We start from the raw sequence: 21986 nt of genomic DNA on the forward strand, positions 1-21986 counted from the left end.
GTAGAATAGGATTTTCATGGAAATACAATTTTTAGGCACAGGTGCAGGGCAGCCATCCAAGCAGAGAAATGTTTCTAGCGTAGCCTTAAAACTGCTGGATGAACTTAATGAAATTTGGCTATTTGATGTAGGAGAAGCTACTCAGCATCAGATTTTAAGAACAAATATTAGATTACGCAAAATCACTAAAATTTTCATTTCACATAATCACGGCGACCATATTTTTGGTTTACCAGGATTGCTTTCGACTCGTTCTTTTCAAGGGGATGTGGGTCCACTTACAATCTATGGACCAGCTGGAATTGAGCAGTTCGTGCGTACTTCTTTGCAAGTATCAAGAACGAAAATTTCTTATCCCGTCAAGTTCGTTGAATTGTCTGAACCAGGATTAATTTGTGAAGATAAAGGTTTTCGCGTTTATACAGATAGATTAGATCACCGCATCCCTAGCTTTGGTTTTAGAGTGGTTGAAGCTACTCATCCAGGTGAGCTTTTAATTGATAAATTAGCAAAGTATAATATCCCTAATGGGCCAATTCTTGGTCAACTAAAACGAGGCGAAGAAGTAACTTTGACTGATGGTACTAAGTTAAATGGTAAAGACTTCTTGGGTCCAGAAAAGCCAGGCAGAATCGTAACGATTATTTACGATACGCGTTCAACGCCAAGTATTGCTCGTTTAGCTAAGAATGCAGATGTTTTAGTTCATGAGTCTACTTTTGCTGGTGACGAAAGCAAAATGGCCCGTAATTATTACCACTCAACTTCTGTTCAAGCAGCAAAAATTGCTCGACAAGAAAATGTTAAAAAATTATGCTTGAACCATATATCCGCTCGTTATATGGGGGCAAAGGCTAAGAAGCTAGAGAATCAAGCTAAGAAAGTATTTCCAAATACCGTTTTGGTAAATGATTTTGATCGTATTGAAATTCCGATGGAAGGTACAGAATAATGAAAGATTCACTGAGAAATAAGGTTGTTATTATTACAGGTGCTTCTAGTGGCATTGGTCGTTCAATTGCTCTTGAAAGTGCTGGCCGCGGTGCTACCGTCATTTTGATTGCTAGAAGAAAAGAACGTCTGGACGAAATTGCGGCAGAAGCTAGAGAATTATCTGGTGCAGAAGCTTACGTTTTCCCAACAGATATGGGCAAGCCTGATGATATTGAAAAGGCTTTTGATGAAATCACCAAGCAAGTTAAGCATATTGATTTCTTAGTTAACTGTGCAGGCTTTGGTAAGTTCGAAGAATTTATGGAACAAAAGATGCAAGATGTAACCAACATGTTCCAAGTAAATGTTTTAGGTTTGATGTACTTCACTAGACTGGTTGGTCGCGTAATGATGGAACAAGAGACCGGTCAAATCATTAACTTCGGTTCAATTAGTGGTAAAGTTCCAACTACTAAGTCAGCTGCTTACAGTGCTTCTAAGGCTGCAGTTATTCAATTCTCAAATGTATTGCGTCTAGAACTTAAGCCATTTGGTGTTAAAGTGATGACAGTTAACCCAGGTCCTGTTTACACTAACTTCTTTAACATTGCTGATAAGTCTGGTAATTACGTTAAAAATGTACAAGAATTCATGCTTGATCCAGACGACGTTGCTTGGCAAGTAGTTCACTTCTTTGGCAGCGATAAGCGCGAACTTAATTTGCCACTTAGCTTGGCAGTTTTGGCTAAGCTTTACAACTTGTTCCCAACTATCGGTGACGAACTTTCTTTGAAGTTTGCTTCTAGAAAGTAGTAGCAATGGAAAAGCAAAGAAATTTAATTATTGGCTCAATCGTCGCTCTGATTGCCGTCATTTTTGTGGTGCTTAATACTTCACCTGTTGCAATCAATTTTGGCTTCTTCAAGGTTAGATTGCCTTTAATCGTGGTATTAGTAGTGATGGTCATTATCGGAATGATTATTGCTTGGTTTTTCGGGCGCGATAGCCAAGAGCATAAAGCCAAAAATAAGGTTGCGTTTTTTAATAAAAACAAGAAGAAAGCTGAATAGATCTTGATTTATTCTTAATTGAATAGTATCATTGAATCACGTGAGTAATTCAGGGCGCTAGGTCCTGAAGCTTAAGACTACAATAAAGGAGATCAATTAAATGGCAGTTCCTGCAAGACATACTTCTAAACAAAAGAAACGTTCACGTCGTGGTCACATTAAGTTGAGTGTTCCAGCAATGCACTATGATGCAACTACTGGTGAATACCGCTTAAGCCACCGTGTTTCACCAAAAGGTTATTACAAGGGTCGTCAAGTTGTTAACAACAACGATAACGGCAATAACTAATTAAAAGACACCTGTAATGATGGTGTCTTTTTTTATGCCTAAGAAAAGGATTTTGAAAAATGAAATTAGTATTTTTGCATTCAAGTGATACGCATGGCTTCTTATTGCCAACCGATTATCATAATAAAACCGACTATGATGCACCAGTCAGCTTAAGCCGAGTAAGTTCTGTAATTAAGTCAGAAAAGGGAAAATACGGTGCAGATCACGTTGTAGTAACAGACGCTGGTGATTGCCTGCAAGGTTCTCCGCTTGCTTCTTACACCCACTCAACTGGTGATTACAATGATTTGTTAAAATTTACAGAAACCTATAATGCAGTGGGCTATGATGCACGTTGCCTTGGTAATCATGACTTTAATTTTGGTTTAGATTATTTAAGCTACTATGTAGATCAAAATAAAGCTCCAATAATTAATGATAATATTTTAGACGCTGAAACCAATGTGCCATTCTTTGGTAAGGAATATGTCATTATCGAGAAAAATGGACTTAAAATTGGTATTTTAGGTATTACAACACAATATATTCCACACTGGGAACCTGCAAAAAACGTTGCTGGTTTAAAGTTTGCTTCCGCATATGAAAAGATTAAGCATTATGCTAAGATTTTACGTCCTCAAGTAGATGTTTTGGCAGTGATGTATCATGGTGGCTTTGAAAGTGATCCAGTTACTGGTAAGGCAACTGAACCTCACCGTGGTGAAGACGAAGGCTACAAGATTTTAACTGAAATTCCAGAAGTAGATGTCTTCTTAACTGGTCACCAACATCGTCGTTTAAACGTAGTTACTAAAGATACAGCAATTGTTCAACCAGGCTATCGCGGTGAAGCTGTTGCCGAAGTTATTTTGGATATTGATGATCAAACCAAGAAGATCACTAATATGACTACTAAGCTGATTGACACCAAGGATTATGATCCTGATCCAGCCGTAGTAGAAAAAGTTGCTGATTTGGATAAAAGAACACAAGAATGGCTTGATCAACCAATTGCTCACTTGAATAAGCCTGCTCGCATTGAAAATGCAATGAAGGGCAGAATCGAAAGCGCACCATTCATTAACTTGATCCAACAGATGCAATTATGGTTTACCAAAGCAGATGTTTCAGCTACTGCTGTAATGAGTGAAACTGCTAAAGGTTTTGATAAGACGGTTACGATGAGAGATATTCTGCTCAACTATCCATATGCTAACCAATTATGCAGAGTGAAATTAACTGGTAAAGAGTTGCGTCACATTATTGAACACAGTGCTGGATTCTTGAAGAAGGATAAAGATGGCAAGATTACCTTTATTGATCGTTGGATCAAACCTAAGCCAATGCTTTACCACTTTGATGTCTTTTATCCTGTAGAATACGAAGCAGATTTATCTAAACCAGAAGGTCAACGATTAACTAAATTGACCTTGCATGGCAAGCCAATTGAAGATGATAAGATTTATCACTTGGCAGTAAATAACTACCGTGCAATGGGTGGCGGATTCTATCCTGAATACAGCATGGATAAGATTGAAACAACACTTGATAAAGATTATGTGCAAATGTTTAGTGAATATCTAACCCATGGTGATGTTCAAGTAGATACTAAGAAGAATTACAAGTTCTATTAGAAAGCAAAAAAATACACGTGAGATATATAATTCTCACGTGTATTTTTTATGATTAATAAATTACTTTAACTTGCTGTACTTACTATTATCCTTGTGTGAGTGAGCAGTAATGGTTGCAATAATTGCTGAGAAAAGAATACCAAAGATTACGCCAACGATGACACAATTTCTCATGTCGGTTGCGTTAAATGAAGCACTTTGGGTTAAAGGACCAGCAATAAAGCCTACAACAAACATGTAGATTACGCTCCATACGATTGTAACGATATATCGACCCATATTGATTCCTTCTTTCGTGTAGAATTTTATCAAAAACAGAGGCTAATTTCAAACTCGATTAACGCAATTTGGTATACTAAATTTAATGAAAATAAGGCGAAAGGTGGTTAACTTATGCAAATAGCTGCACTGCAAAATCTGAGTTCATTTACATTGCTGGACAGTCCTACAAAAGTTGCAGATTTGATTAAGACAGCAAAAGAAAAAGGCTATAATGCCGTAGGTTTAGCGGATATCAATGTAACTTATGGTTTGGTCAACTTTTATGAAATAGCCAAAAAGGAAGGCATCAAGCCACTTTTAGGGATGCAGATTCGCTTAAATGGATTAATTGATAGCACGCAAAAATATAATTTGCTGGTTTTCGCAAAAACAAACGAGGGCTACCATAATTTGTTGCGGCTTTCTAGTGCAATTAATTTATTAACTGAGAATGGGCAAAATGATAAGATTTTAACCTTAAAAGAGTTAACTAAATATTTAAATGATTTATTGGTTATTATTCCCGCAAATACTAGAAGCGAATTAGTATATCTTTTTGAAACCAATCAACAGCTGGGCAGCGATTATTTGCGTGATTTGAAAAAGATCGTTCCTGATTTCTATATTGGTGTTTATGCAGCGCAGAATGCTCAAGACTACATTGATTATGTTCGCTCTTTAAGTAAGCAGTTTAGTTTGCCATTAGTTGCCATAGAAGATTGTGAATATTTAAAACCACGTGATCAATTTTTACAAAAGACTTTGCGTGCTATTCGTTCAGGTCAAAAGATGCAGGATACCGTGCCACTTGCTAAGCAGGATGGTTCACACTACATGGTTGATGCAGAGCAGATGCTTGAAAGATACCATCGTTTTGATTTAGATGATGCAGTCAATAATACTGCCGAGATTGCACAAAAATGCAATGCAGAAGTGATTTTTCAAAAACCAGTTTTGCCTAAATATCATCAAGACAAATTTCCTACCTCTGAAGAATATCTTCATTATCTAGCTCAAACTGGCTTGCAAGTTAGATTTGGACAGGCAAAGATTCCAGCAGAATATCAAAAGCAGCTTAATTATGAGTTGCGTGTTATTAATCAAATGGGCTTTGATGATTATTTCTTGATCGTGTGGGATGTCATCAATTATTGCCACCGCGTGAAAATTACTACTGGTCCCGGAAGAGGGTCAGCCTGTGGTTCGCTGGTTTCTTATTCATTAAGAATTACTGAAGTAGATCCATTAAAGTATCACTTGCTATTTGAACGTTTCTTAAACCCCGCTAGACATGAAATGCCTGATATTGACTTGGATATTCCTGATATTCATAGGGATGCAGTTATTAAGTACATGTATCAAAAATACGGCATGGATCATGCAGCACAAATCCTTACTTTTGGTACTTTGGCTGCTAAGCAGGCATTGCGCGATGTAGGTCGCGTTTTTGGCTTAACTATGGTTGAAGTTAATAAGTGGGCACGTGCTATTCCATATTCCAAAGGTAAAATGACCTTAAAGCAAGCTTATGAGGAATCACGCGAGTTGCGTTTGCTAGTTGATGCGACCTCAGAAAACAAGTTGCTCTTTAGAACAGCGATGGCACTAGAAGGTTTGCCACGGCATTATTCAATTCACGCAGCCGGATTAGTAATTAGTGATGACTCAATTGCTGGAATTTCAGGCTTGCAAGCAGGGCCATTAGGCATTCCAGTTACTCAGCAAACTAAGAGGTATGTTGAATCGTTAGGTCTTTTGAAGATCGATTTTTTGGGTTTGCGTAACCTAACTGTTTTGGGTAATATTTTAGATTTAGTACGCAGCCAAGGTGTGAAGATTGATCCTAATAAAATACCACTAAATGATGCTAAAACATTGGAATTGTTCCAAAAGGGTAAAACTGATGCGATTTTCCAATTTGAATCTGAAGGAATTCGGCGTGTTTTGCGTCAGCTCCATCCCGATAACTTTGAAGATCTTGTAGCGGTAAATGCTTTGTATCGTCCAGGTCCAATGCAAAACATTGATACATTCGTAGCAAGAAAGAATGGAAAAGAGCCAGTTCGCTATCCTGACCCGAGTTTAAAGCAGATTCTGCAGCCTACTTATGGAATTTTGGTTTACCAGGAACAAGTTATGCAAACCGCACAAATCTTGGCTGGCTTTTCACTTGGAGAAGCCGACATTTTGCGTCGAGCAATGTCCAAGAAAAAGCAAGATGTAATTGAGCAAGAAAAAAGCAAGTTTATTACTGGTGTAGTTAAAACTGGACACGCTAAAGAAGTAGGAGAGCGTGTTTACCACTATATCGAGCAATTTGCTAACTATGGTTTTAACAGATCGCACGCGGTAGCTTATACCAAGATTGCATTTTGGCTAGCTTATCTTAAAGTACATTATCCAGCAGCCTTTTATACGGCCATGTTGAATTCATCTACTTCAGCTAAAGCACAGCAGTATGTAATGCAGGCCCAAGAAGCTAATATTCGTGTGTTAACGCCTGATATCAATCACAGTCAGTTGGAATACACGTTGCAAAATAATAATATTTTGGTTGGGTTAAAAGCTATTAAAGGTTTGCGAGTAGATTTTGCTAAAGAAATTGCGGCTAACACTAAGCCGTATAAATCATTAAGTGATTTTTTACGCAGAATTGATGCAAAGTTTTTACAAATTGATGCTATTGAAGCTCTAATTATGGCAGGTGCTTTTGATCAAGTTGAAGATAATAGAAAGGAATTGTTAGCAAACTGCAAGGATATAATTGCGAATGTTCAGTTGACTGGACAGAATATCTCATTGTCTGAGATTTTGGGGGATGCACCGCTAAAACCAGCTGAAAAGCCAACCAATGCTGAAAAAGCTGAAATGGAAGAAAAGGTTCTAGGCTTTGCAACAACGACCACGCCACTAGTTGCAGTCCAGAAGTATGCTCAAAAATTCAATGCTTTGCCTTTAAATCAGTTCCAGATCAATGAATCAGGGATTGGCGTAGGTAAATTAATGAGCCTTAAAAGGATTCGTACTAAGAATGATAAGACTATGGCTTTTGCTAGCTTTGCAGATTCTTCAAGTCAACAAGAGGTCATTATTTTTCCTAATGCTTATGAAAAGTTTAACGATGTTTTGAAAATTGGCGATATATATTTGCTTGGTCTGCGTACCCAAGGCGATCGCTATGATCAAAATAAAATGCAATATTTGTTAACTAATTTAAGAAAAGTCAATTTCAAAGATTAATTGTTATCGAAAGATGAACAATTACTGCGAATGTAAGTGCTAACAATCTGCTATATAAAAATAAAGCCCAATTTAGCGTAATTTTTATGAGCTTTTTAGTTCAAAAAATGTTAATATTTACTTGATGTGAGAAATTACACAAAATAATCATGATGAGGTGAATTCATGAAACGGATTGGTATTTTAACTAGTGGTGGAGACGCCCCTGGTATGAATGCAGCAATTAGAGCTGTGACAAAGACTGCCATTCATCATGGCCTTGAAGTCTTTGGAATTCGTTACGGTTTCGCTGGTTTGGTTGCAGGTGACTTTGTTCCGCTAACTACGGAAAATGTTGACCACAAGATTAATGAAGGCGGTACATTCTTGTACAGTGCTCGTTATCCTGAATTTGCACAAGAAGAAGTGCAACAAAAGGGTGTAGAGCAATTGAAGAAGCACGGTATTGATGCAGTTATCGTTATTGGCGGTGACGGATCATACCACGGTGCTTTGGCCTTAACTCGCCACGGCGTAAACTCAGTTGGTTTGCCAGGAACTATCGACAACGATATTCCTTACACTGACTACACGATTGGCTTTGATTCTGCTTGTCGTACTGCTATGGACGCAATTGATAAGATTCGTGACACTGCAAGTAGTCACCACAGAGTATTCATTGTTAACGTAATGGGTCGTGAATGTGGTGATATTGCTATGCGTGTCGGTGTTGCAAGCGGCGCAGATGCTATTGTAATTCCTGAACGTCCTTATGACATTAAGGAAATTGCAGAAACTCTTAAACGCGGATTTGCAGATGGCAAAGATCATGGTATCATTGTCTTAGCAGAAGGTGTCATGTCTGCCGATAAATTTAAGGATGAATTACTTAAATACGGTGATTTTGATGCTCGTGCTAATGTCCTTGCACATATGCAACGTGGTGGCTCACCTACTGTCACAGATAGAGTAAATGCTACTAAGATGGGTAACTATGCTGTTAAGTTGCTTCTTGATGGGAAGGGCGGTTTAGCTGTCGGCATCGAGAATAGCAAACTTGAAACCCACGACATTCTTGATTTGTTTGATGGTAAACACCAAGGCGATTATGCGCTTATGGATGTAAATGAAGAAATGACTAAATATTAATTTAGTTGATTTTTGGAGAGGATTTTTTTAATAATGAAGAAAACTAAGATTGTTAGTACTTTAGGACCAGCTTCAAATGATATTGAAACTATTACCGCTTTAGCAAAAGCTGGTGCAAACGTATTCCGTTTCAACTTCTCACACGGTGATCACCCAGAACACCTTGCTCGTATGAAGATGGTTCGTCAAGTGGAAAAGGATACTGGTTTACTTCTTGGTATCGACCTTGACACTAAGGGTGCTGAAATCAGAACCACTGAACAAGAAGGTGGCAAGTTTACTATTAACACCGGTGACATGATCCGTGTATCAATGGATGCTACTAAGAAGGGTAACAAGGACATGATCCACGTTACCTACGATGGTTTGTACGATGATACTCACGTTGGTGGTCACGTATTAATCGATGACGGTTTGGTTGACCTTTTGATCAAGGAAAAGGACGACTCAAAGAGAGAATTAGTTTGTGAAGCTCAAAACACTGGTGTTATTGGTTCAAAGAAGGGTGTTAACGCTCCTGGCGTTGAAATCCGCCTCCCAGGTATCACTGAAAAGGATACTGACGACATCAAGTTCGGTTTGAAGTTCGGTATTAACTTCATTACTGCTTCATTTGCACGTAAAGCTCAAGATATCTTAGACATCCGTAAGCTTTGTGAAGAAGCAGGTGCAGACTACGTTAAGATCTTCCCTAAGATTGAATCACAAGAAGGTATTGACAACGCTGACGAAATCTTACAAGTATCAGACGGTTTGATGGTTGCTCGTGGTGACATGGGTGTTGAAATTCCATTCATGGAAGTTCCATTTGTACAAAAGAGCTTAATCCGTAAGGCTAACGCTCTTGGTAAGCCAGTTATCACTGCTACCCAAATGCTTGACTCAATGCAAGAAAACCCACGTCCAACTCGTGCCGAAGTTTCAGACGTTGCTAACGCTGTTCTTGACGGTACTGACGCAACTATGCTTTCAGGTGAATCAGCAAACGGTCTTTACCCAGTTAAGGCTGTTAAGGCTATGGCTGAAATTGACGAACGTACTGAAAAGCAAATGCTTAAGCGTAACACTTTAGCACTTCAAAGATTCGAAGCTTACAAGGGTTCAAACGTAACTGAAGCTATTGGTGAATCAGTTGTACGTACTGCTCAAGAATTAGGTGTTAAGACTATCATTACTGCAACTAACTCAGGTTACACTGCACGTATGATTTCTAAGTACCGTCCAAACGCAGACATCATTGCTTTGACCTTCGATGAAAAGATTCAACACTCATTAGGTATTGTTTGGGGTGTTCAACCAGTATTGACTGAAAAGCCTAAGTCAACTGATGACATGTTTGAAGTAGCTGCTAAGGTAGCTAAGGAAAAGGGCTTTGTTAAGGATGGCGACCTTGTAATCATCGTTGCTGGTGTTCCAGTTGGTGACTCAGGTACTACTAACTTGATGAAGTTACAAATCATCGGTAACAAGCTTGTTAAAGGTTTAGGTGTTGGTAACGGTTCAGTTATCGGCAAGGCCGTTGTAGCAAACTCAGCAGAAGAAGCTAACAGCAAGGTTAAGGAAGGCGACATTTTAGTTGCTAAGACTACTGACCCTGACTACAACCCAGCTATCAAGAAGGCTTCAGGTTTAGTTGTTGAAGCTTCAGGTTTAACTTCACACGCTGCAGTTATTGGTTTGTCATTAGGTATCCCAGTTATTGTTGGTGCTACTGACGCAGTTGAAAAGATTTCTGATGGCTCAACTATTACTGTTGACGCTCGTCGTGGTGCTATATACCAAGGCGAAATCTCAAACCTTTAATTTAAAGATATAAAAAATAAAGATTAGCTAATCAAAAAATAGTCAGCTTTCGAGCTGGCTATTTTATTTTGTCCAAATTTCTCTTATACTTATATATAAGAATATGTAAAGTAGGAGACGCTAAATATGCTTGGAACTGTTGAAAAAGGAAAAATCATTGATGAAAACGAGAATGCTTATTATGTTCAAATTGATGGGATAACTTATGAACTTAAAAAGCATGAAATCACTCAAGACGATATTCCAAAAGTGGGTGATGAAATTGAAGGCTTTATTTATGATAATAAGCACCATGATCGTGAAATGACTCAATTTTTACCATTTGCTCAACCAGATCAATATGGCTGGGGTAAGGTTACTGAAGTTAGACCTGGCCTAGGCGTATTCGTTGATGTTGGCCTCCCAGATAAAGATGTAGTATTATCAATGGATGATTTGCCACGTGAAAAAGAAAGATGGCCACGTCGTGATGATCGTTTATTGGTTAGACTAGAAACAGACTACAAGGATCGAATTTGGGCAAAATTAGCTGATGAAAATATTTTTGAGCAACTAGCAGCTAACTTTCCAAATAATATGAATAACCAAAATGTTTTTGCTACTGTTTACTCTAGTCGTGAAATTGGTGCTTTTGTTTTAACTGATGACTATTACTTAGGCTTTGTTCATGCTTCTCAAATGCCACGTCCAATGCGTTTAGGTGAACAATTTAAAGGTCGTGTAATTGGTGTTAGTCAATATGGTCGTTTGAATTTAAGTGCTTTACCTCGTGCATTCGAAGAAATCGATGACGACGCTCAAATGATTTTGATGAGTTTGCGTAGACGTGAAACCAGGACTTTACCTTTCTACGACAAAACTGATGCTCAAGAGATTAAGTCTTACTTCGGTATTTCTAAATCTGCGTTTAAGCGTGCAGTAGGTCACTTGCTTAAGGCTGGTTTAATCGAAGAAGATAAAGATGCAGGAACAATAACTCTGATTAAGGATCCAGATGAGGACATCGATGGCGAATAATGAGTTACAAGATCAAATAGATGATTACTTACGTTTTAGTCAAGTTGAGCGTGGTCTAAGTACAAATACGATCAGTGCTTATCGTCAAGATCTGGAAGAATATCTTTCTTTTATTAAAAAAGAAGGGATGACTTCATGGCCGACTGAGGCTAGTGATGTTGACGCTTTTTTGGCTAGACAGCGTGATTTAAATAAAGCCACTAGTTCGATTAGTAGGCTTATTTCGAGTATGCGCAAGTTTTATCAATGGCTAGCACGACAAAATATTCAAAAATTAAATCCAATGCTAGAAATTGATTTACCTAAAAAAGAACAACGCCTTCCAACGGCTTTAAGTCGAGAAGAAGTTAATCATTTGTTGGAACAACCAGATGTAGGACAAAAATTAGGCCTGCGTGATCGTGCGATTCTTGAAACTCTTTATGCGACAGGTATGCGGGTAAGCGAATTAATTAATTTAGAATTACAAGACATCCATGAAGATCTTGGCCTAATTCGTGTATTAGGAAAGGGATCTAAAGAAAGATTAATTCCAATTAGTCCTGTAGCCCTACACTGGATCGATAAATATCAAAAAGAAGTTCGTGATCCATTAATTCTTAAATCCGGGAAAAATGATGAACATCTTTTCTTGAATAATCGTGGAGGAAAGTTAACCAGACAGGCAATTTGGCAAATGATTAAGAAATATTGTCAAATGGCAGGTATTACAAAAGATGTTACGCCACACACACTGCGTCATACTTTTGCGACGCATTTATTGGAAAATGGTGCAGATTTAAGAGTTGTGCAAGAAATTCTTGGACACTCTGATATTAGTACTACCCAGATTTATACTAATTTATCGCAAAAACATATTTTACAAGTGTATCAAAAGACACATCCACGTCTTTAGGTGAAAGTTATGCTAATACAATATAAAAAAGATTACGAAAAGACGGCAATGGGATTACTCTCATATTTGCCAGACTTTAAAAATATCGAAAACTTAAAAGAAGAAATCAATTTAAACCAAAAAGACAATGATTTCATATTATTTTTATATCGCAATGATCAAAATAATGTTGTTGGTGTATTAGGCACTCGAATGACAGATAAGTTTATTATTATTAGATACTTGTCGCTTGCCCCAGGTTTTCGTGAAATTAGTTATGAAAAAGATATTTTCGCTGAATTAAAAAATGAATATCCAGATAAAAGGATAACGGCAGTACCTGAATATACTAATTTATTAAAGGCAGTTGAAGTAGATGGATAAAAAAGATTTAACAGTGGAATTGCCTAATTTTGAGGGTCCACTGGACTTGTTGCTGCACTTGATTCAATCACAAAAGATCGATATTTATGATATTCCGATTGCTCAAATTACTAGCCAATATCTTGAATATTTAGGACAAATGCAAAAGTTGAATTTGCAAATTGCGGGTGAATATTTCGTGATGTCTTCAACTTTGTTGCGAATAAAGTCCCAATATTTATTGCCACAAAATGATTTTGTTGATGAGATAGAACCTGAAGAAGATCCACGTGATGAACTGGTTCAACAACTGATTCAATATTCAGTTTTCAAAAAGATTTCAGCATATTTCAAAGAGCGCAATGAAGAAGTTCCAATTACTGTTTCTAAAGAGGCAAGTGTTTCCAAATCTGTTAAAGTTCAACCACTGCCAAAAGGTCAGATTACTTCTGACGAATTAGCAACCACTTTTAGCATGGTTTTACGGCGCTTAAAAATGCGTAAGCCAAATACTGCTTCAATCCAAGCGGCTGAAACTCCAATTAATGATATGATTGATTTCTTGCATAAGCGATTAGAGCAAAAGAAAAAAGTTAGCTTTTTTAGTTGTGCAGACCGAATGCAATCTATTTCTGATGTAATTGGACTTTTTTTGGCAATGCTCGAGTTAAGTAGAAAACATGAGATTTATATTATGCAAGCGCGTGAATTTGGCGATTTGAATTTAGAAAGAACGGATGTAAATGGCAAGTAAGGAAGCAAATTTAGAGGCACTTCTATATGCGGCTGGAGATAGTGGAGTAGAAGAACAAAATTTAACTGCGCTTCTAGATGTAGATAGTGAAGAGCTAGGACAAATTGCAGACAAAGTGCGTCAAAGATTGGCCACAGATAAGGATTCTGGAATTCAGTTAATTCATGTTGCTCATATTTATAAATTAACTACTAGCCTCAAACGGCAGAAATAATTGAAAAGTATTTCCAAAAGGATTTAACCAAAAACTTAAGTCAATCTGCTTTGGAAATTTTGGCTATTGTGGCATATCGTCAGCCTATCACCAGGGTTGAGATTGATGATATTCGTGGAGTTAACTCTTCCGGGGCATTACAGACGCTTGTTTGGCGTGGCTTAATTGAGACAAATGGGAAGAAAGAAGCACCAGGTCATCCTAAGCTTTATGTAACTACGGACTACTTTTTACAATACTTTAATTACCAAAGTTTAGCAGACCTTCCATTGATAGAAGATTTTGAGGATAGTGCGAATAACGAAGAAATAGATTTATTTGATCCAAAGAAAAAAGCAGATCAAGATACTCAGAAAGAAGGATAATAATGGCTGAAAGACTGCAAAAAGTTATCGCGGAAGCAGGAATTGCATCAAGAAGAAAAGCAGAAAAAATGATTACTGCTGGTCGTGTTAAGGTGGATGGCAAAGTAGTAACCAAATTAGGTACTAAAGTCGAAACTTTCAGTAACATAACAGTGGATGATGAACCAATTGAAAGAGAAAGTTTGCACACTTATCTTTTCTATAAGCCACGTGGTGTTGTTTCTACAGCCAGTGATGACAAGGATAGAAAAACGGTAGTAGATTACTTTGAAGATGTACCATATCGTTTATATCCTGTAGGTCGTTTGGATTATGATACGTCTGGTCTGTTATTAATGACTAATGACGGCAAGCTAGCAAATTTGTTGATGCACCCAAGAAATGAAGTTTCAAAGGTTTATGTAGCTAAGATTAAGGGAATTTTGACGCCGGAAGAAATAAAAACTTTAACCCATGGTGTTAAATTAGATCGTTTCAAGGCTGCACCAGCTAAGGTTAAGATCCTTAAAACTGATAAACGCAAGGATACTCAAATTGTTCAATTAACTATTCACGAAGGTCATTACCACCAAGTAAAGAGAATGTTTAAGGCAGTTGGACATTTAGTTGAAAAGCTTTCACGAGAGAAGTATGCTTTCCTAACTTTGGATTCGCTTACTTCCGGTCAATACCGCGAATTATCGAAAAATGAAGTTGACAAATTAATGCGTTTGGATTAATTTAGAAGTGTAAATTGAATATCAAGGTTATTGTCTTCAGGGCAGGGTGAAAGTCCCGACCGGCGGTGAGAGTCCGCGACCCACTTTTGTGGCTGAATCTTTTATGATACCGATAGTTATAGTCTAGATGGAAGAAGACAGATCATTAAAAACTTACTTTACTTTTAAGGGTCTGTTGCTGAAGCAATAGACCTTTTTCTTGGAAAGGAAAGTAAGTTATGGATAGAGCTAGAACTAAATCTAACAGTTTAACCAATATTGTTGCGTATGCGTTAATCGGCTGTATTGCCTTTGTTGTCATGAAATTTGAATTTCCAATTATGCCAGGAATTGGCTTTTTGAAATTTGATTTCTCAGATGTCATTATTACTATTGGGATGTTTATTTTCGGAGCAGTTCCAGGAATCATTATTGCATTAATCAGAATGATCTTAAGTTTGATCTTTAGTGGTTTTGCGCTTCCAAGCATCGTTGGTGAAATTGCTGCATTTTTGGCATCTATGTCGTTTTCATTGCCATTTTATTTCTTTAGTAGAAATGTAACGCCTGACAATAGAAAAACGCTTAGAGAACGTCTGATGCCGGTTGTCGGATTAATCATTGGTGTTTTGGCCATGACTTGCATCTTGGCTTTAGCTAATGCCTTTATTTTAACTCCGGTTTATGCGGTTACTGCAGTACCTAACTTGCCAACAATTAACAGTTATGGTGCACTTTATCACTTTACAGAAAAGGTATATTTAGGTCAGTTGCTTCATTTGCCATCAATGAGCACTTATATTTTTAGCATTATTGTTCCATTCAATTTATTAAAAGGTGTCATCAACAGCGTTGCAGTTTACTTGCTCTTTGAGGCAACAATTAAGACGATTAAGCCATTTGTCCGCAAAAGATTTAACTTGAATTAAAAATATTTCCATCAACCGTAAAAAGTTGATGGATTTTTTATATTCAAAGCTTCGTAAAATATGCTAGAATTAATCCGTTAAGTGAATGGAGGATTTATATATGGATAAAAAATCAACGGGTCCATACAAGCACTACGAGCGACCTACTGAGAAGCGAAGCGCAAAAGATCGCCGACCTAGCGGTTCTAGCCGCTGGATTGCAACAATTGTAATCCTAGCAGTGATTTTGATTGCACTTGTTCCAACAGTTTATCGCTTAGCTTCAAATCATTCTTCTGAAAAAGCTACTGAAGTTCAAACAGTCAAAAAGACTTCTTCAAGTTCCAAGAGCAAGAGCTCTCAAGCTAAGAAAAAATCATCAGCTTCATCAACTTCTTCAAAGAGTGACGATTCTGCCAAAACTAGCTCTAGTTCATCCGAAAAGACAACCTATGTGGTTAAAACCGGTGATACTTTAACTAGCATTGCGCAAAAACATGGACTCTCTGTTGATCAATTAGCCAAATTAAATAATCTTAAAGACACCTCAAATGTCAATATTGGCCAGACACTTAAGTTGAAATAATCTTTCAGAAAGGATAAAAGAGGTCGACGGTAAGATCTCTTTTTTGTTGAAATGCAAGTAGCAGTAGATGGTCCTGCATCAGCAGGAAAGAGCACGGTTGCGAAAATCATCGCAAAGAAATTGTCGTTTGTATATATTGATACGGGTGCAATGTACCGTGCATGTACAGTTATTGCCCGCAATCACGATTTGGATTACGGGGATGAAGCGGGAATCTTAAAGGCTATCAATGAAGATGGCATCGAATTAAGATCCGAAAATGGTGAACAAAAAGTTTATGTAGCTGGAAAGGATGTTTCTAAAGAAATTAGAACTCCTGAAATTTCAGCTAATGTGTCACAAGTATCTGCTTTGCCTAAAATTCGTGAAAAGATGGTAAGTTTGCAACGTCAAATGGCAGGCAAAACCAATGTCATTATGGACGGACGTGATATTGGTACTACAGTATTGCCAAATGCTGAAGTAAAGATCTTTTTGGTAGCTTCTGCTAGATCACGTGCTGAACGCCGTCTTTTAGATCTTAAGGAACGCGGAATAGAATCTAATCAAACTGTTGATGAAATTGAAAAAGATATCGCAGCAAGAGATTATAAAGATTCACACCGTAAAATTTCGCCACTTAAAAAGGCAGATGATGCAATTGAAATTGACACTACAAATATGTCAATTGACCAGGTTGTAGAGGCAATTTTAGCTCAAATCGAAAAAAGTCAAAAAAATTTTTAAAAAACAGCACAAAATAGTAGAAAAATATCTAACTTTCATTTAAAATGGGACATGATATTGGGAGGTACATATGTCAGAAAACAGTAATCAATTTTTAGACGCATTAAAGCAAATGCAAGGAGTTGAGGTCGGAGATATTGTCGATGTCGAAGTATTAGACATTGAAGACGGCCAAATCGATGTTGGCGTTGAAAACGCTGGTGTTGAAGGTGTTATTACTCGTCGTGAATACACTTCAGATCGTAACGCAGACTTACGTGATTTAGTTAAGCCTGGCGACAAGTTCAAGGCCTTAGTATTAAGAAGAGCCGGTGGCGACAAGGAAAATGGTGAATTCTTCTTCTCAGTTACCCGCTTAAAGGAAAGAGAAGCATACGACAAGTTACAAAAGGACTTTGAAGAAGGCAAAGCTATCGAAGGTACTGTGACTTCATCAGTACGTGGTGGTTTGCTTGTTGATGTTGGTACTCGTGGTTTCTTGCCAGCTTCATTAATTTCAAACCGTTACGTTTCAGATCTTAAGCCATACATTGGTAAGACTATGAAGCTTAAGATTACTGAAATTGATCCAAACAAGAACCGTTTGATCCTTTCACACAAGGACTTAGTTGAAGAAGAACGTGAAGAAGCATTTGACAAGGTTGCATCACAATTAGTTGTTGGCGACGTTATCGAAGGTAAGGTGTCACGTTTGACTAACTTCGGTTCATTCATCGATGTTGGTGGTGTTGACGGTTTAGTTCACATTTCAGAAATTTCTTACAAGCACGTTGACAAGCCAAGTGATGTTTTGAAGGCTGGTCAAGATGTTAAGGTTAAGGTCATTGGTATTGACAATGACAGACATCGTATTTCCCTGTCTATTAAGCAAACTGAACCTTCTCCATTTGAACAAGCTACTGCTAACTTACATGAAGGCGATGTTTTTGAAGGTGAAGTTAAGTCATTAACTAACTTTGGTGCATTTGTTGAAGTTGCTGACGGTATCCAAGGTTTGGTACACGTTTCAGAAATCTCAAACAAGCACGTTGACAAGCCAAGCGATGTTTTAAAGGTTGGCCAAGCTGTTAAGGTTAAGGTTTTGAACATTGACCCAAGTGACAGAAGAATTTCACTTTCAATCAAGGCTGCTGACTCAAATGCTTCTTCATCAGACAGCAACAGTTCTCGTCCACGTCGTTCACGTAACGAAAACTCAGTTAACAAGAAGTACATGAGTGACAATGACAACGGCTTTGCATTAGGTGACATCATTGGTGACCAATTAAAGGACCGTAAGTAGTCATTTGTATAAAAAAGCCGACAGATGTCGGCTTTTTTATTTTCTAATTTGTAAAGGAGGGTGAAAATGGTTTTACCAGTTGTAGCGATTGTTGGTCGACCAAATGTCGGCAAATCAACGCTCTTTAACCGTATAATTAATCAGCGCTTAGCAATTGTTGAAGATAAGCCTGGTGTAACTCGCGATAGAAATTACGCTCAAGCCGAATGGATGGGCCATAAATTCGATTTAATCGATACAGGGGGTATTACCTGGGAAGGCGGTAAAATCGAAGAAGAGATCCGTGCACAAGCTGAAATCGCTATTGAAGAAGCAGACGTTATTGTCATGCTTACTAGTGTAGTAAACCATATGACAGACCTTGATGAACGTGTTGCTCATCTGCTTTATCGTACTAAAAAGCCTGTTATTTTGGCTGTAAACAAAGCTGATAACCCTGAGCAAAGAAATGATATTTATGATTTCTATAGTTTAGGTTTAGGCGATCCAATTCCTGTTTCAAGTAGTCATGGTACTGGTATCGGTGACTTGCTTGATGCAATTGTAGATAAATTCCCTGAAGATAAGGATACTCAAGCAGAAGATGTTATTTCATTCAGCGTGATCGGTCGACCAAATGTAGGTAAATCTTCTATTGTTAACAAGTTGCTTGGTGAAGATCGAGTAATCGTTGCCAATGAAGAAGGTACAACCAGAGATGCAGTTGATACGCCTTTTACTAAAGATGGCGTAAAGTTCAAGGTGGTTGATACTGCCGGAATTAGAAGACGTGGTAAGGTTTACGAAAAGACCGAAAAGTATTCTGTATTACGTGCTATGAGCGCTATTGAACGCTCAGACGTGGTTTTATTAGTTCTTGATGCAAGTACAGGCATTAGAGAACAAGACAAGCACGTGGCCGGATATGCCCATGAAGCAGGTCGTGGAATTATCATCGTTGTTAACAAATGGGACTTGCCTAAGAAGAATAGTACAAGTGCAAAAGAATTTGAACGTGAGATTAGACAAGAATTCCAGTATTTGGATTATGCTCCAATTTTGTTTGTTTCTGCTAAAACTGGACAACGCCTTGACCAAATTCCCTCAATGGTTAAGGAAGTTTACGATAACCAAAACCAACGTATTCAATCAAGCGTCTTAAACGATTTATTGCTTGAGGCAAGTAAGCTGGTTCCTACACCAATGGTCAAAGGAAAGAGACTTCGCGTTTACTACATGACGCAAGTAAGTACTAATCCTCCAACATTTGTGGTCTTCGTAAATGATCCAGAATTAATGCACTTTTCATATGAACGTTTCTTGATAAATCAATTGCGTCAAAACTTTGATTTTACAGGAACACCGATAAAAATTATTCCTAGAAAGAGAAAGTAACAAAAAAGTTGCCAAATTTGTTAAAAAACCTTGTTGTAATAAGGGTTTTGTGATATTTTGGTTTCTAGGAAACAATGATTAGTCGTGATCATTATTCCTTGTTTTTTAAAAACAAAGAACAAACTTTGGACTTCGGGTTCAAATTCAGGAGGTGAATTATTTATGGCAAATAAAGCTGAATTAGTTTCTGAAGTTGCTTCAAAGACTAAATTGACTAAGAAGGAAGTTGCTGCTGCTGTTGATGCTATCTTTGGCTCAATCCAAGACAACCTTGCTAAGGGTGAAAAGGTACAATTGATCGGTTTTGGTACTTTTGAAGTACGTCACCGTGCAGCACGTAAGGGTCGTAACCCACAAACTGGTGATGAAATCGAAATCCCAGCAAGTGAAGTTCCTGCATTTAAGCCAGGTAAGGCTCTTAAGGAAGCTGTTAAGTAGTCAATTACTTAAACACTCTAATAAAAAGACGTTGGATTTTGTCCCAGCGTCTTTTTTAGTACAATAATAGTCTGATTGGAGGCAAAATAATGAGTTATTCTGAACAACTGCTTGATTCAATTCAAGATCATGATTTTTCACAAAGCAAACATCTTTTAAAAGAAGCACTAAATAATGATGATCCTGAGATCTTGGCGTCATTAGCTGAAAACCTGACTGGCTCAGGTTTTACTGATTTAGCTAAAGAGGTATATCGTGCTTTAATCGCTAAATTCCCTAAGGAAGATTTATTTAAAGTTTATCTAGCTGAAATATTGCTTAATGATGGTGATGAAGACGATGGCTTGTCGCTGCTTTACAGCGTCTCTAAGGACTCTTCTGCTTATCTGGATAGTCTGCTCGTTCAAGCAGATTATTATCAAACAAGTGGCTTAATTGAGACAGCAAAGGATAAATTATTACAAGCACTGAAGATTGCACCGGAAGAAGATGCAGTTAAGTTTGGTTTAGCCGAATTAGACTATTTAAGTGGCGATTATGAACAAGCCTTAGCTTTATATAAAGATTTAGTACAACGTCAAGAGACTTTTGGCGAAGTTAACTTAAATCAACGCTTATTTGCTACAAATGCTAAGATGGGTAACTATGAACAAGCTGCTGATATTATTAGAAAACGTAGCGATAGTATTTTCGATATTGACAGTAAATATGAAGCTGGGTTAGTTATGCTTTCTGTTGGCGATGATGATAAAGCTATTAAGTTCTTGGATGAAGTTATTGAACAGAGCCCAGATTACGTTAATGCTTACCCATTATTAGCACAGGCCTATGAACATAAGCATGACAATGAGCAAGTTTTACGTACTGCTCAAGCCGGTTTGGCTTACAACGAGTTAGATGAAACTCTGTATTCATTAGGTGCTAGGGCTGCGGCTAACTTGAACGAAATGGATACAGCCAAAGATTTACTTGAAAAAGGTCTTAAGGTTGCGCCAGACAACAGTGATTTGCGTATGCAATTATCTAACCTGTATCTCCATATGCATCAAGATAATGACAATATTGCTTTGTTCAAAAATATGGATAATGAAATTATTGAACCACAAGCTCACTGGAATCTGGCTTTGTCTTATGAACGACTAGATAATAGTAAAAAAGCACAGAGCGAATTCTTACTTGCTTATCCAGAATTTAAGGAAAATCCAGACTTTTTGCGTCAAATGATTATGTTCTTCAATGCTCAAAACAACAGTGATATTACTAAGCAGTTACTAGAGCGTTATCTTAAGCTTGTCCCTGAAGATGATGAAATGCAGGATTTGTATGATAACTTGTAAAATAAGTCATCATACGTTTCACGTACAGGGGGTATTCATATTCGCTAATGTGGCTTAAAGAATATTATTTATAATTTAATATGAATAGTATTCTAAGGAGTGATCATGAATGGCAAATTGGCTAGTAACAGGAGCATCTTCAGGAATTGGTTATGGTATTGCTTTAGCTGCTTGCAGTAACTTCGCGTTTTTTATCCAAATTAATTAAGCTGACTAATCAATTTCAAAAGCAATGCTTTCCAGTTGAATTAGAATTGAGTGATATGAATTCAATTGATAAGTCACTAACAAAGTTAAAAGACTTTGAACCAATTGATGTCTTAGTGAATAATGCAGGTCATGGTTATCGTGCCGCAATTGAAGAAGGTGAAGATACCCGTATTCAACAGCTTTATGCTACCAATTTATTTGGTCCCATTAAATTGATCCAGAAACTTTTACCACATATGCCTGAAGAACGTAGTGGAGCAATTATTAATATTTCTTCAACTGCTTGGAAGACTCATAAAGAAAATGTGGAAAATGATCATCAAGAACCTGGTGATCCTATTAAAGCTGGCCAAGTAATTGTTGATGTAATTGGCAAGGATAATTCACCTAAGACTTTGCTTTTAGGTAGTGATACGGTTAAATTTGTTGATGGATCAATTAACTCAAAAGCTTAAAGAGATAAAAGACTGGCAAGACATCAGTAAAGAAACAGACTTTTA

Annotated in this window: 22 protein-coding genes, 1 pseudogene and 1 riboswitch; of the genes and pseudogenes, 22 read left to right on the plus strand and 1 reads right to left on the minus strand. The window is 37.5% G+C overall.

Annotated elements, in window-relative coordinates; all coding sequences use genetic code 11:
* Positions 1–16: 16 nt before the first annotated feature.
* From rnz to JCM1039_RS06300, 5 genes are all read left to right on the plus strand, one after another.
* Positions 17–952 (plus strand): ribonuclease Z, encoded by a 936-nt coding sequence (gene rnz / locus JCM1039_RS06280; protein ID WP_025015106.1) that lies wholly within the window; start codon positions 17–19, stop codon positions 950–952.
* Positions 952–1746, plus strand: a complete 795-nt coding sequence (locus JCM1039_RS06285; RefSeq protein ID WP_025015107.1) for an SDR family NAD(P)-dependent oxidoreductase — start codon at positions 952–954, stop codon at positions 1744–1746. The genes rnz and JCM1039_RS06285 overlap by 1 nt, the downstream gene beginning before the upstream one ends.
* A gap of 5 nt (positions 1747–1751) precedes the next feature.
* Positions 1752–2003: a lipopolysaccharide assembly protein LapA domain-containing protein gene (locus JCM1039_RS06290; RefSeq protein WP_025015108.1), complete on the plus strand. Its 252-nt coding sequence runs from the start codon at positions 1752–1754 to the stop codon at positions 2001–2003.
* Between the two features lie 100 nt (positions 2004–2103).
* Complete coding sequence (gene rpmF, locus JCM1039_RS06295) at positions 2104–2292, plus strand: 50S ribosomal protein L32 (protein ID WP_003547064.1); 189 nt, start codon at positions 2104–2106, stop codon at positions 2290–2292.
* 59 nt (positions 2293–2351) lie between these two features.
* On the plus strand, positions 2352–3908 hold the full coding sequence (locus JCM1039_RS06300; RefSeq protein ID WP_025015109.1) for a bifunctional metallophosphatase/5'-nucleotidase: 1557 nt from the start codon (positions 2352–2354) through the stop codon (positions 3906–3908).
* A gap of 60 nt (positions 3909–3968) precedes the next feature.
* Here the strand turns inward: JCM1039_RS06300 and JCM1039_RS06305 are convergent, their stop codons facing one another.
* A complete protein-coding gene (locus JCM1039_RS06305) occupies positions 3969–4187 on the minus strand; it encodes a YjzD family protein (RefSeq protein WP_025015110.1) in 219 nt (72 codons plus the stop codon).
* 114 nt (positions 4188–4301) lie between these two features.
* On the opposite strand from JCM1039_RS06305, the gene JCM1039_RS06310 reads away from it, so the two are divergent.
* The 17 genes and pseudogenes from JCM1039_RS06310 (at position 4302) to JCM1039_RS11730 (ending at position 21941) form a co-directional block, all read left to right on the plus strand.
* Positions 4302–7409: a DNA polymerase III subunit alpha gene (locus JCM1039_RS06310; protein ID WP_025015111.1), complete on the plus strand. Its 3108-nt coding sequence runs from the start codon at positions 4302–4304 to the stop codon at positions 7407–7409.
* Between the two features lie 165 nt (positions 7410–7574).
* Complete coding sequence (pfkA, locus tag JCM1039_RS06315; RefSeq protein ID WP_025015112.1) at positions 7575–8537, plus strand: 6-phosphofructokinase; 963 nt, start codon at positions 7575–7577, stop codon at positions 8535–8537.
* A 33-nt stretch (positions 8538–8570) separates the two neighbouring features.
* Positions 8571–10340 (plus strand): pyruvate kinase, encoded by a 1770-nt coding sequence (gene pyk, locus JCM1039_RS06320; RefSeq protein ID WP_025015113.1) that lies wholly within the window; start codon positions 8571–8573, stop codon positions 10338–10340.
* Positions 10341–10466: 126 nt separating this feature from the next.
* The gene (locus tag JCM1039_RS06325) at positions 10467–11357 is read left to right on the plus strand and encodes a CvfB family protein (protein WP_025015114.1); all 891 of its coding nucleotides are present in this window, start codon (positions 10467–10469) and stop codon (positions 11355–11357) included.
* On the plus strand, positions 11347–12252 hold the full coding sequence (xerD, locus tag JCM1039_RS06330) for a site-specific tyrosine recombinase XerD (RefSeq protein WP_025015115.1): 906 nt from the start codon (positions 11347–11349) through the stop codon (positions 12250–12252). Before JCM1039_RS06325 ends, xerD begins: the two co-directional genes overlap by 11 nt.
* A 9-nt stretch (positions 12253–12261) precedes the next feature.
* Positions 12262–12615 (plus strand): reductase, encoded by a 354-nt coding sequence (locus JCM1039_RS06335; RefSeq protein WP_025015116.1) that lies wholly within the window; start codon positions 12262–12264, stop codon positions 12613–12615.
* Positions 12608–13348 (plus strand): segregation and condensation protein A, encoded by a 741-nt coding sequence (locus tag JCM1039_RS06340; RefSeq protein WP_025015117.1) that lies wholly within the window; start codon positions 12608–12610, stop codon positions 13346–13348. Before JCM1039_RS06335 ends, JCM1039_RS06340 begins: the two co-directional genes overlap by 8 nt.
* Positions 13338–13927, plus strand: a pseudogene (gene scpB / locus JCM1039_RS10955) (SMC-Scp complex subunit ScpB). Before JCM1039_RS06340 ends, scpB begins: the two are co-directional and overlap by 11 nt.
* A gap of 2 nt (positions 13928–13929) precedes the next feature.
* On the plus strand, positions 13930–14646 hold the full coding sequence (locus JCM1039_RS06350) for a pseudouridine synthase (protein ID WP_025015118.1): 717 nt from the start codon (positions 13930–13932) through the stop codon (positions 14644–14646).
* A gap of 28 nt (positions 14647–14674) precedes the next feature.
* A riboswitch (FMN riboswitch) is annotated at positions 14675–14789 on the plus strand.
* 75 nt (positions 14790–14864) lie between these two features.
* Positions 14865–15554 (plus strand): ECF transporter S component, encoded by a 690-nt coding sequence (locus JCM1039_RS06355; protein WP_025015119.1) that lies wholly within the window; start codon positions 14865–14867, stop codon positions 15552–15554.
* A 100-nt stretch (positions 15555–15654) separates the two neighbouring features.
* The gene (locus JCM1039_RS06360) at positions 15655–16119 is read left to right on the plus strand and encodes an SAG1386/EF1546 family surface-associated protein (protein ID WP_025015120.1); all 465 of its coding nucleotides are present in this window, start codon (positions 15655–15657) and stop codon (positions 16117–16119) included.
* A 51-nt stretch (positions 16120–16170) separates the two neighbouring features.
* The gene (gene cmk / locus JCM1039_RS06365; RefSeq protein WP_025015121.1) at positions 16171–16845 is read left to right on the plus strand and encodes a (d)CMP kinase; all 675 of its coding nucleotides are present in this window, start codon (positions 16171–16173) and stop codon (positions 16843–16845) included.
* Between the two features lie 70 nt (positions 16846–16915).
* Complete coding sequence (gene rpsA / locus JCM1039_RS06370) at positions 16916–18127, plus strand: 30S ribosomal protein S1 (RefSeq protein WP_025015122.1); 1212 nt, start codon at positions 16916–16918, stop codon at positions 18125–18127.
* Positions 18128–18193: 66 nt separating this feature from the next.
* Positions 18194–19501, plus strand: coding sequence for a ribosome biogenesis GTPase Der (gene der, locus JCM1039_RS06375; protein ID WP_025015123.1), 1308 nt, complete (start codon positions 18194–18196; stop codon positions 19499–19501).
* A 162-nt stretch (positions 19502–19663) separates the two neighbouring features.
* Positions 19664–19939, plus strand: coding sequence for a non-specific DNA-binding protein Hbs (gene hbs, locus JCM1039_RS06380; protein ID WP_003547110.1), 276 nt, complete (start codon positions 19664–19666; stop codon positions 19937–19939).
* Between the two features lie 89 nt (positions 19940–20028).
* Complete coding sequence (locus JCM1039_RS06385; RefSeq protein WP_025015124.1) at positions 20029–21276, plus strand: tetratricopeptide repeat protein; 1248 nt, start codon at positions 20029–20031, stop codon at positions 21274–21276.
* A 254-nt stretch (positions 21277–21530) separates the two neighbouring features.
* Positions 21531–21941 (plus strand): SDR family NAD(P)-dependent oxidoreductase, encoded by a 411-nt coding sequence (locus tag JCM1039_RS11730; RefSeq protein WP_236692572.1) that lies wholly within the window; start codon positions 21531–21533, stop codon positions 21939–21941.
* Positions 21942–21986: the final 45 nt, after the last annotated feature.

Source organism: Lactobacillus kitasatonis DSM 16761 = JCM 1039, assembly GCF_000615285.1.
GTDB classification, from domain to species: Bacteria; Bacillota; Bacilli; order Lactobacillales; family Lactobacillaceae; genus Lactobacillus; species Lactobacillus kitasatonis.